Genomic DNA, 11,208 nt, shown 5'->3' with positions numbered 1-11,208 from the left:
TTCGGCGCGTTTACCACCGGTGACCAGCTTAGCCCCTTCTTTCCCGGCTACCTGAAAATAATCCAGCACTTTATTGAATTGCATTTCATTGGCAATCGGCCCGAGATTAGGAAACTGTTTGTCGCGCCCGACCGGAACTTTGGAAGCAGCTACACCCATCATATCGGCAAATTTATCGGCAATGGAACGTTGAACCAAAATACGCGTACCAGCTAGGCAAACCTGACCGCTATTAGCGACAAATGCAAAGAGTGCGCCTGGCAAGGCTGCTTCAAGATCAGCATCTTCAAAAACAATGTCAGGGCTTTTGCCACCCATTTCGAGTGTCACTGGCATGATTTTTTCAGCCGCAATTTTGCCGATCTCACGGCCCGCACGCAACGAGCCGGTAAAGGCAATTTTACCGACATCGTCATGGCGCACCAATGCCTCGCCAGCTTCTGGCCCAGCCCCGGTTACCACATTTAATACTCCTTCCGGGAGACCTGCTTCAATGGCCATTTCGGCAAACATCAGAGCTGTGGCAGAAGTATATTCGCTGGGTTTATGGACCACCGTGTTGCCGACCGCCAGTGCTGGTGCCATGCCGCGACAGGCCTGATTGAGCGGTGCATTCCAAGGTGTGATAACTCCAACCACGCCATAAGGTTCATGCACCGTATAGCTGTGCTGCCCCGGCCCGACCGGAATATGTTCGCCCTGCAAAGAAGCGGCCAATCCGCCGTAATATTGGAAATAATTGGCCGCTGTTGTCATGGCGCCGAAAGCGCCGACATCGGGCATGCCCATTTCGGCTGACTCAGCTGCAGAAAATTCCTTAATCCTCTCTTCCAGCATACGGCCAATACGTGAGACGATTTTGCCACGCTCTAGTGGGCGCATGTCAGCCCAAGCAGCACTGGCTGCTTTAGCGGCAGTAACCGCAGCATTAACATCTTCAGCTGATCCGGACGCTATTTGCGTGACCACGGACTGGTCATCTGGGTTGATGGAATCAAGATATTGACCGTTTACCGGATTGACAAATTTTGCATTAATAAAATGGCCGTATTGCGGACGAATGGTCATGATGCTCCCCTCCGAAAATTGAAATAATATAAAAGCAAGTGTGGCGACCCACGACAAGAGGTGGTTTTAGGTATCACATTTGTGATGAAAGAAAAACCGCGATGGGTAGAAATTGCACCACTGCTTGCGTTGTTTTAGTTTTTGAAGTGAGGGAGCTCATGCAAGTAGCGTTTGATTTCATCATTATAGGTGCCGGTTCGGCCGGTTGTGTTCTTGCCGACCGGTTAAGCGAAAGCGGTGCGCACAATGTTTTAGTGCTGGAGGCAGGCGGGGAAGATAAAAACTCGTGGCATAAAATTCCACTCGGTATTTCGCGGCTGATTGGCGATAAATCTGTCGCCTGGCTTGATATAACAACCGCCACTAATGCAAGCGGTGGGCGCTCCATTATTTTATCGCAAGGTAAGGTTCTAGGAGGCAGTTCATCCATTAACGGCATGATTTATATTCGCGGTCAGCGCGAAGATTATGATGACTGGGCCGCATTGGGTTGTAACGGCTGGAACTGGGACGAAGTGCTGCCCTATTTTAAAAAGTCGGAAAATTTACCAAGCGGTGGTACTGAGGGAGCCCATGGCCGTGACGGCAAATTACGCTTGAGTTGGATTAAAAATCTAAGCCCCGCCTCTTGCGCAGTCATGCAGGCCGCGCAAGATGCAGGCCTGCCGTTCAATGAAGACGTCAATGATGGTGATCAAACCGGGGTTGGTTATTTGCTCGGCACAATTCACAAAGGACGGCGTCAATCAACCGCCACTGCCTTTCTGCATCCAGCCCGTAAACGCCCAAACCTAACGGTCAAAACCGGTCAGCGTGTGCAGCGGCTGGAGATTGAAAATGGTATAGTGACAGGCGTTAGGGTCATTGATACACACGGCGTGAGCACTCTTTATCAGTCATCCAAAGAAGTGCTGCTGTCAGCCGGTGCGGTTGGCAGTCCGGCTATTTTGCAGCATTCGGGTATTGGCGATGAGGCACATCTTAAATCTGTCGGTGTAAAGTCGCAGCATCACTTACCGGGGGTCGGGCATAATTTGCAGGATCATATTTTCGGCCACGTTAAATATCAGCTGAATAATCCGAGCCACAGCTATAATAAAAAACTGTCTTCGCTACCAAGCATGGCCATTGAACTGGTCAAATGGTTACTTTTCGGACGCGGTGCACTGACTACCACCTCGGCACATTTTTGCGGTTTCTTCAAAAGTGATGAGGCACTCGACCGTAATGACATTCAGTTGGCAATGCGGCCTTATTCGGCCAGCATCAGAGAAGATGGAAATCTGGCGCTTGATGATTTTCCTTCCATGACAGTCTCGGCCATTCAGGCACGCCCCTATTCACGCGGCACGGTGCTGATTAAAAATAATGACCCGATGAAGCGACCACAGATAAACGCCAATTATCTGTCTGATCCGCGCGATGTGACCGCCATTTGCCGCGGTATTGAACGGGTGCGCCAAATCGTCAATCAACCGGTAGCCAACAAGTTAGTGACCAAGGAAGTTGAACCGGGTCCGGAAGTGCGTGATGACGCAGCACTTGAGGCCTATTTGCGCAGATCCTTTACTACGGTCTATCATCCGGTCGGTACGTGCAAAATGGGTACAGATGAAATGGCCGTTGTCGACCCCGAGCTGAAATTAATTGGCCTTGCCGGTCTGCGGGTAGTCGATGCCTCCATTATGCCGGTCATATCGTCCGGCAATACCAATGCACCAACTATAATGATCGGTGAAAAAGCTGCCGACATGATCCGCGCCGAACACGGCGTTTAACCGAGGTTATTATAATGTCAGACGATAAACTCCCTTTTCCCGGTGCCGATAAAGCCAAGTTGCTCAAGATTGGCAACAAATATGAAGATTTCGAAATAGGGCAGGTTTTTGACCATCATTGGGGTCGTACGCTAAATAGCGGCGACAATGCGCAGTTCACTTATCTGACGCTACATTTCAATCCAAACTATTTCAATGCTGAATATGCCAAGGCCAATGGACACGATAAAATCGTTGTCAATCCGCTCCTAGTCTTTAACACGGTGCTGGGCATGTCGGTGGAAGATTTATCCGAGCGCGGTGGTCCGTTTCTCGGGATTAACGAACTGACCCATCACCAGACCGTGTATGAGGGAGATACGATTGTCGCCAGTTCTACCGTGATAGATAAGCGCGAGAGCAATTCCAATCCCGATGTAGGTATCGTCACATGGCTCACGCAGGGCTTTAATCAACATGACGAGCTGGTGATTGATTATAAGCGCAGCAATATTGTCGCCAAAAGAATCAAACGAGCGAAAATATAAGGAGAGAACGGATGTCTAAAGCAAGCCAGGTGCGGGGCGCGCGTTACTTCGAAGATTTCTCCGTCGGAGACATGTACAAGCATTGGCGCGGTAAAACCGTGAAAGAAAGCGATGCCGTGACTATTTGCAATATGGTGCTGAACTCAGCCTCCGGTCATTTCAATGATCATATGATGGCCGGTACGGTGATCGGTGAATCAATTGTCTATGGCGGGGTGACAATTTCCATGATTATAGGTCTGGCTGCGCAAGATACAGCAAGTAATGCAGTGCGCGAACTGGGTATGGACAATATAAAATTACTCTCTCCGGTCAAACATGGCGACACACTGTATGCGTATTCGGAAGTGTTGGATACGCAAGACCATGATGAAGGCGGAATCGTCACCTTCCGGCATTATGGCGTCAATAGCCATGATAAGCTGGTGTTTCAAGGAGACCGTACCGTTCTTTTGAAAAAGCGGGGCATCTAATGTCAATGTCGGTTTTCAATAAGAATTAGAATCTGGCACGCCATTTTATCAAAACGTTAACATATCAATGGAGGTAGACACATGTACCCGGGAACATTCGCAGAAACCACACCTGATAAGCCTGCGCTGGTCATGGCGGGCTCGGGCGAGACGATGACGTATCGAGAACTTAATGATCGATCTAACCAGTTATCTCAGCTGATTTACTCCGAAGGACTGCGCGAAGGAGATCACTTTTCAATCTGGGCCGAGAATGTGCTTGACGTCTTTGTCTGCTATTGGGCTGCCATGCGCAGCGGTTTGTATTTGACAGCGGTAAACCGGTTTCTTTCAGCCGAGGAGGGTGGGTATATCCTCAGCGATAGTGGCTCGAAAATGCTTATCACCACTGTACAATATCAGGAAGTAGCTGCCGAGGCATTGGCATACGCACCCGAGTGTGCTGTTAATCTGCTCATTGGCGGTGCTGATGACGCATTCCGGAATCTGGACGATACAGTCGCTGCTTTTCCAGCCGAACCGCTTGATCGTGAGCCGCTTGGCTCTTTCATGCTGTATTCGTCGGGCACGACAGGACAACCGAAGGGCATTAAGCGGCCGCTTCCCGGCGTCACGATCCAGGAGTCACCCATGGTCGCCTCCACCTTTGGACGGATGATCGGTGGATTTAACGAAGACACTGTCTATCTTTGCCCAGCACCACTATATCACGCAGCCCCATTAGCATGGACGGCAGGAATTCATGAGGTTGGTGGTACGGCCGTGATTATGGAGAAGTTTGATGAGAGGCTGTTCCTTCAATATATTGAGCAGTATAAGGTAACCGCTACTCAGGTCGTGCCGACGATGTTTGTGCGGATGTTGAAGCTGCCGGATAAAGATCGTCTGCAATCCGACCTTAGCTCTCTAAATTTCTGCATCCACGCCGCTGCGCCCTGTCCTGAGCCGGTGAAAAAACAAATGCTCGACTGGTGGGGTCCGATTATCCACGAATACTACGCTGGAACAGAAGGTAATGGCATGACTTATATTGGACCACAGGATTGGCTCGAACATCCCGGATCGGTGGGTCGGCCAATGATGGGTGTGCTGCATATCTGCGACGAAGAAGGCAACGAGCTACTGACTGGGGAGGCTGGGACCGTTTATTTCGAAAATGAAACTATGCCGTTCGAATATCACGGTGCACCGGAGAAGACCCGGAACGCGCAGCACCCTAAATATCCGAACTGGTCTGCTCTAGGTGACATCGGCTATGTCGACAATGATGGTTTCTTATATCTGACTGACCGTAAAGCTTTTATGATTATCTCTGGCGGGGTCAACATTTACCCGCAAGAAATCGAAGACTGCCTTTTGATGCACGACAAGGTCGCTGATGCCGCTGTATTCGGTCTACCCGATGAGGAAATGGGAGAATTCGTGCAGGCGGTCGTTGAGCCGATCGAGGGAGTTGAGGTCGGGGATGAACTCGCTGCCGAACTTGCAGCTTATATGCGCGATTCCATTGCGAATTACAAAGTACCGAAAGTCATTGATTTTCGAGACACACTCCCCCGTTTACCGACCGGGAAACTGTACAAGCGGCTATTGAAGGACGAGTATCTTGCTACTGGCGATTAGTCTGGCGGCAGAGCATGTTGTCCACAGAACCGGGGCGGCTAAAGGACCATCTTTTCACCTGAGCATCGAATAGTGATGTCGCTAATTGATACGCCCCAAGGCTGGTTGATAGCGTAAATGATGTTGTTGGCAATCTGTTCAGGATCCAGCATCCGGCACTCGATGCTGTCCTGATCGGCATTCAAATTGGCCAAATATTTCTCACCTTGCTCTACCATTTTCGGCAGTTCTTCTGCTGCAAAGTGACCCATAATGCCAACTGATGCAGCAGGGTTGACGATAGTTCCTGCCAAGTTCGTGTTTACACCGGTCGGCCGTATCGTGGTGACTTTGATCTTGCCGTTCGATTCAACTCTCAGCGTTTCAGATAGGAAATTGACAGCTGCCTTTGTCGCGGAATAAATCCCGCTACCGGAAACCGGCGCGTTGCCATAAATTGATGAAACGTTGATCACTTGACCGCGACCCTGTTTAATCATTTGGTCATGGACTGCAGCAATACCATTCACAACGCCTTTAAAGTTAATGTCGATGCACTGGTGCCATTTTTCGAGCGCATCTTTGTGATCCGCGAAAAAGGCTAGGGGCATCGTACCGGCATTGTTAACCATGACATCAATCGCATCATATTTTTCAATTGCTGCTTTTCCCAGATCGGCAATCTGTTGAGCGTCTCGGACGTCGGCTACTACAGCCTGCGCTGTAAATCCCTTGTCGGTTATTTCCGATACCACTTTGCCAAGACCATCTGAATCGATATCGGCGCAAGTTACCTTTGCACCCATTTCTGCTGCCTTCTGACTGACAAGCATGCCAAACCCACTGGCTGCACCGGTAACAATGATAGATTTACCTTTAATATGTTCGCTCATTATGATCTCCAATGTTATATTCTTTGCCTGTGTAAGCGTGCCGTGTAAACACGGGTATATTATCTTGGGGGCATCCGTATGGCACCGTCAATACGAAGCGCTTGACCATTAAAATAGCTATTTTTGGCGAGTTCAAGCACTAGCGACCCAAATTCTTCCGGCTTGCCGAGTCTCTTTGGAAACGGTACTGAGGCTGCCAGAGAGTCCAGAATCGCTTCAGGAACAGAGAGCATGGGGGGTGTGGCAAATATTCCCGGCATAATAGCGTTTACACGTATGCCGAGGTCCATCAAGTCTCGGGCCATGGGGAGTACCAAACCGTTTATGCCCGCTTTGGCTGAGCCATAACCTGTTTGTCCAATTTGGCCATCCTGCGCAGCCGCCGAAGACGTCAGGGTGATGACTCCCCTTTCGCCATCTTCCAGAGGGTCGAGGGAAGCCATACCAAGTGCCGATAGCGAAGCGAGCCGATAGCTTGAAACAAGAACACCATCTGTCGCAAACGCAAAGTTCTCTGTCGATTGTCTTGTATATTCCCCGGCTTTTTTGTCCATGTAAACCGTCTTCTTGGGAGGGCGTGCCGCTGCCGCGCAGTGGATCAGAATGCGCTCCTGCCCGTTGGCTTTGCGCGCTTGATCAAAGCTTTCTATGACGTCTTCTTCATCAAGAATATTGGTATTGCAGAACACTGCGCCAATACTGTCAGCTACGTCTTTTCCGCTGTCTTCATTTAGATCGAAAATTGCAACCTTAATACCTGCGGCTGCTAAAGCCTCTGCGGCCGCACGCCCAAGTCCAGAGGCCCCTCCTGTGACTATAGCCGCCGTTTGCTCATCAATTTTCATATTTCGCCTCTCAGAATATTTTAGCGTATTCAAACAGTTAAATTATTTGAAGTAATTCCCGATAAAATATATACTAAACAAACGGTATGTAAACAGCATTCTAGATTTAGGATCGACGAAAATCGAGTTAGGCGATGACGAGATGAAGTAATTGGATCAGATAAGCGCAAACAAGCCGGAATATCCCTGTTATTTGGTTTCGCTAGAACGTGGGGACAGTCTGTTTAGGAGAAAGATGCAAGATGAGTAATTTAGAGCATCGGACTTTAAGTTAGATGCACCCAGTCATTCCGAAGGCGGCGTTGCCTCACCCCCGGTTTTGATGACTCATGCAACCCTGTTGATTTGTATAATACTGTCCCCTAAATCATCTGGTTGCAGGCAGGAGGAATAATGTCCCTGACATTAAGCGAAGAACAACAACTACTGAAAGAGTCTGCCGAGAAGTTTTTTACGAAAAATTCCCCAGTGTCACGTATGCGTTCGCTTCGTGATACACGGGACGCAGCCGGTTTTTCCCGCGATGTGTGGAAACAGATGGCAAACCTTGGATGGCTCGGTATCCCTTTTTCGACTGCGCATGGTGGTAGCGATATGGGGTTGAGTGAACTCGGCGTTGTTCTTTTTGAAGCCGGCCGTGTGCTTGCACCAGAGCCTTTGCTATCTACACTGCTAATGGGGGCCAACGCAGTGCACTTATCAGGTAATGAGGCCCTGAAAACGGATGTGTTGCCGGCGGTCGTAGCCGGTGACCGGCTCGTCGCTTTCGCCTTTGAAGAGAAAGGGCGTTTCGACCCCTATGCAATCAAGACAGAAGCGGTTTCTGAAGGGGACAGCTTTTTAATCACTGGCGAAAAGGGGTATGTGCTAGACGGACATGTGGCCGATCAGATGGTCGTACTCGCTCGCATGTCGGGGCAGACCAATGACAGGGATGGGTTGGTGCTTTTTCTTGTTAATGCGGAAGATGACGGCATCTCAGTTCAACGCACCTGTATGATTGATGGGCGTAATGTAGCACGTGTTGCCTTCTCAAAGGTTGAGGTCAGCGCTGATAGCATTCTAGGAGATACTGAATTGCTCGAGCGCGTGATTGAGCAAGCGACCTTGGGCCTAGTGGCTGAAATGGTCGGCATGGCTGATGAAACCTTTGAACGGACCCTGACCTATCTGAAAGAGCGCGAACAATTTGGTGTCAAAATTGGTACTTTTCAGGCTTTACGACACCGTGCAGCGGAGATGTTTGCAGAACTAGAATTTGCCCGTTCATTGTTGCTGGACGGTCTTTCTGCGATTGACGAGGGACGCAGTGATACAGCATTGAGTGTTAGCGCCGCTAAAGCCCAGGCCAACAAAACTGCCAGACTGATAGGCGCAGAGGGGGTTCAGATGCATGGTGGCATGGGTATGACGAACGAATTGGATATTGGTCTATTTTTGAAACGACTGAAGGCTGCCGAGTTTGCCCTTGGTGATGAGACGCATCATCATCGGCGCTTTGCTTCGCTGCGGGGTTATTAAGGAGATCGAGATGGACGAACTCGAAACATTTAAAAAAGGTGTTCAAGACTTCCTAGCGAAGAATCTGCCTAAGCATTTACGCTTTGGCAATAGCCCAGATTTGCCGCAGAATGACCTGAAGAAATGGTTTGATGCCTTGGCTGAAAGAGGGTGGATCACGCCCGATTGGCCCACTGAATATGGTGGAGGCGGACTTGATCGCAAGTATACCGCTGCGCTCAGAGCGGAATTTAGGGCCGTTGATGCACCGATGCCATCTCAAACCGGCATCACTTTGCTTGGACCAACCCTGCTAGATGTTGGCACCGAAGAACAGCGGCAAGAGCATCTACCCAAAATAGCAAACAATTCTATGCAGTGGTGTCAGGGTTTCAGCGAACCCGGTGCGGGGTCCGACCTTGCCGGTCTGCAGACCCGCGCGGAACGCGACGGCGATGAATATGTTATCAATGGATCAAAAATATGGACTTCCGGTGCCCATAAGGCTGACTGGATATTCTGTCTTGTGCGCACTGATCCCGATGCGCCCAAACATTTGGGGATCAGCCTGATTATGCTCGAAATGGATCAGCCGGGAGTTGAAGTTTCACCACTAGAACTGATCGACGGCACCGCAGAATTTTGTCAGGTGTTTTTCGATGGCGCGAGGGCGCGGGCCAACCAAATGGTCGGAGAGCTGAATGGCGGATGGAGTGTGGCCAAGCGTCTGCTGCAATATGAACGCTCTACGGACATTCACGATGTGATTATCGGTGAAGCCAAAGAGACGATTTTAGCATTAATGCAGCGTGAAGTCGGTATGGAGAATGGCGTGCTTGCGGATCCGACCCTGCGCGAACGCCTTGCCGCTCATGAAATTGACGCACGTGCTCTCGACCTCACCATGCGCCGGGCCGCTGATGAAGCGAAGGCAGGACAGCAAAGGCGAGACGTCTCATCCGTTGGAAAATATCGATGGGGTGACATGATGAAAGAGGAGCATGACCTTGCCATGGTAGCAGCGGGCACCAATAGCCTTGGATGGGAAGGTTCGGGCTTTCTCCCAACCCAGCTTCAATGGACTCGCGAATGGTTGTTCACGCGATCACATTCAATCTGGGGTGGCACTCATGAGATCCAGAAAAACTTAATCGCAAAACGAGTTCTCGATATTCCCGAATAGCGAATGTTATGGGCTAGTTAATGCTGCGCTCCCGGTCCTTCCAATAGGGCTTGCGCAGTTCAACTTTCTGGATTTTACCTGACGCGTTTCGGGGAATTTCCGCGATGTATTCAACCGCTGTAGGAAGTTTGTATCGAGCCAGTCGCTCGGCGCAGAAGGCGATGATGTCTTCAGTTGTCGGCTCTTCACCGTCCTTGAGAACAATCAGAGCGAGCGGGGACTCGCCCCACCGATTACTCGGTATCCCGATCACTGCGACATCGGCAACACTCGGATGCGACATCAGGGCATTCTCAATTTCGGCGGGATAGATATTTTCGCCTCCCGAAATGATCATATCCTTCACCCTGTCTCGAATGAATAGATATCCCTCTTCCAGTGACCCCGCATCGCCAGTGGCCATCCACCCCAGACCGTCTGCGTTACGGCCTTCGGGAAACGCGACGGCAGTTGCCTCAGGGTTCTTCCAGTACCCCTTCATATTTTGGTGAGACCGGGTCCATATCTCACCAACTTCACCTTCTGGCATATCAATGCCAACGGTATCGACAATTCGAATTTCAGTTCCCGGGAGCGGCTTTCCTGCTGATCGCATAAGGTTTGCACGCGAACTACCCGGGTCATGATCTTCGGGGGGCAAATGCGTGACGGGGCCTGTTGCTTCGGTCAGCCCATATGTTTGGAGGAGCGGGCATCCAAACAAATTCATGGACGTATTGAGGACTTCCTCTGAAATTGGGGATGCACCGTAATTGACCAATTCAACTGAGGAAAAGTCTGTATCGGCTACGCCGGGGAGGGAAGGAAACATTTGCAAAATAGCTGGGACCATCATGAGGTGAGTCACTTGATATTTCGGGATGGCGTGGAGCATGTCGGAGGGATCGAGTTCGCGTTGCACTATGTTTTTACAGCCGAGCCACAGCCCCATATATGCGATGCTGCTTCCGCCGATATGGAACATGGGTAGCACATTCAGCGGAACGCTCTGTGATGTCATGCCATTGATACTGCTGTAAGCCCAGAAGGAAGCGCCAAGATTTCGGTGGCTGATCTCCGCGCCCTTGGGGTGTCCCGTTGTTCCAGACGTATAGACCTGAACCGCAGTATCATCGAGATCGGGCTGGACGCCTGGGTCTAGGTCGGGTTGGCCCGCGATCCAGTCGCTATAGTTTATGTGGGGTTCTTCACCACCGATTGCTACGATAAGCGGGTTAAGCTGTAGATCCATCGCATCGAGATGTCCGAGAAATTCGGCGTCGACGACCACGACTTTGACCTCGGCATCGTCGAGAATGAAGGCCATCTCAGGCGGTGCCAGCCGCCAGTTAATGCCGAC

The 11,208-nt window shown here is 50.4% G+C and carries 10 protein-coding genes; 6 read left to right on the top strand and 4 right to left on the bottom strand.

Features of this window, described 5'->3' with window-relative positions:
- A partial coding sequence (locus V6Z81_11100) for an aldehyde dehydrogenase family protein (protein ID MEG9863013.1) occupies nt 1–1,068 on the bottom strand: 1,068 nt, incomplete at its 3' end.
- 158 nt (nt 1,069–1,226) lie between these two features.
- Here V6Z81_11100 and V6Z81_11095 point away from each other — a divergent pair.
- From V6Z81_11095 to V6Z81_11080, 4 genes are all read left to right on the top strand, one after another.
- On the top strand, nt 1,227–2,846 hold the full coding sequence (locus V6Z81_11095) for a GMC family oxidoreductase N-terminal domain-containing protein (protein MEG9863012.1): 1,620 nt from the start codon (nt 1,227–1,229) through the stop codon (nt 2,844–2,846).
- 14 nt (nt 2,847–2,860) lie between these two features.
- The gene (locus V6Z81_11090) at nt 2,861–3,373 is read left to right on the top strand and encodes a MaoC family dehydratase (protein ID MEG9863011.1); all 513 of its coding nucleotides are present in this window, start codon (nt 2,861–2,863) and stop codon (nt 3,371–3,373) included.
- 11 nt (nt 3,374–3,384) lie between these two features.
- A complete protein-coding gene (locus V6Z81_11085) occupies nt 3,385–3,846 on the top strand; it encodes a MaoC family dehydratase (GenBank protein MEG9863010.1) in 462 nt (153 codons plus the stop codon).
- Nucleotides 3,847–3,927: 81 nt separating this feature from the next.
- Entirely contained in the window at nt 3,928–5,469 is a 1,542-nt protein-coding gene (locus tag V6Z81_11080) for an AMP-binding protein (GenBank protein MEG9863009.1), read from the top strand.
- Between the two features lie 38 nt (nt 5,470–5,507).
- Here V6Z81_11080 and V6Z81_11075 read toward each other — a convergent pair whose 3' ends face one another.
- Both V6Z81_11075 and V6Z81_11070 read right to left on the bottom strand, forming a co-directional pair.
- Nucleotides 5,508–6,341, bottom strand: a complete 834-nt coding sequence (locus V6Z81_11075; protein MEG9863008.1) for an SDR family oxidoreductase — start codon at nt 6,339–6,341, stop codon at nt 5,508–5,510.
- A gap of 59 nt (nt 6,342–6,400) precedes the next feature.
- A complete protein-coding gene (locus V6Z81_11070; GenBank protein ID MEG9863007.1) occupies nt 6,401–7,186 on the bottom strand; it encodes an SDR family oxidoreductase in 786 nt (261 codons plus the stop codon).
- 393 nt (nt 7,187–7,579) lie between these two features.
- On the opposite strand from V6Z81_11070, the gene V6Z81_11065 reads away from it, so the two are divergent.
- Both V6Z81_11065 and V6Z81_11060 read left to right on the top strand, forming a co-directional pair.
- Nucleotides 7,580–8,707 (top strand): acyl-CoA dehydrogenase family protein, encoded by a 1,128-nt coding sequence (locus V6Z81_11065; GenBank protein ID MEG9863006.1) that lies wholly within the window; start codon nt 7,580–7,582, stop codon nt 8,705–8,707.
- Nucleotides 8,708–8,717: 10 nt separating this feature from the next.
- Nucleotides 8,718–9,869 (top strand): acyl-CoA dehydrogenase family protein, encoded by a 1,152-nt coding sequence (locus V6Z81_11060; protein MEG9863005.1) that lies wholly within the window; start codon nt 8,718–8,720, stop codon nt 9,867–9,869.
- Between the two features lie 13 nt (nt 9,870–9,882).
- On the opposite strand, the gene V6Z81_11055 is transcribed toward V6Z81_11060, so the two are convergent.
- The coding region (locus V6Z81_11055; protein ID MEG9863004.1) for an AMP-binding protein at nt 9,883–11,208 on the bottom strand (1,326 nt) is incomplete at its 5' end.

The organism is Parvularculales bacterium, assembly GCA_036881865.1.
Classification (GTDB): Bacteria; Pseudomonadota; Alphaproteobacteria; order JAPOUT01; family JBAJNM01; genus JBAJNM01.
The sequence above is the reverse complement of the archived record's forward strand: the minus strand, read 5'-3'. Positions and strand labels throughout refer to the sequence as shown.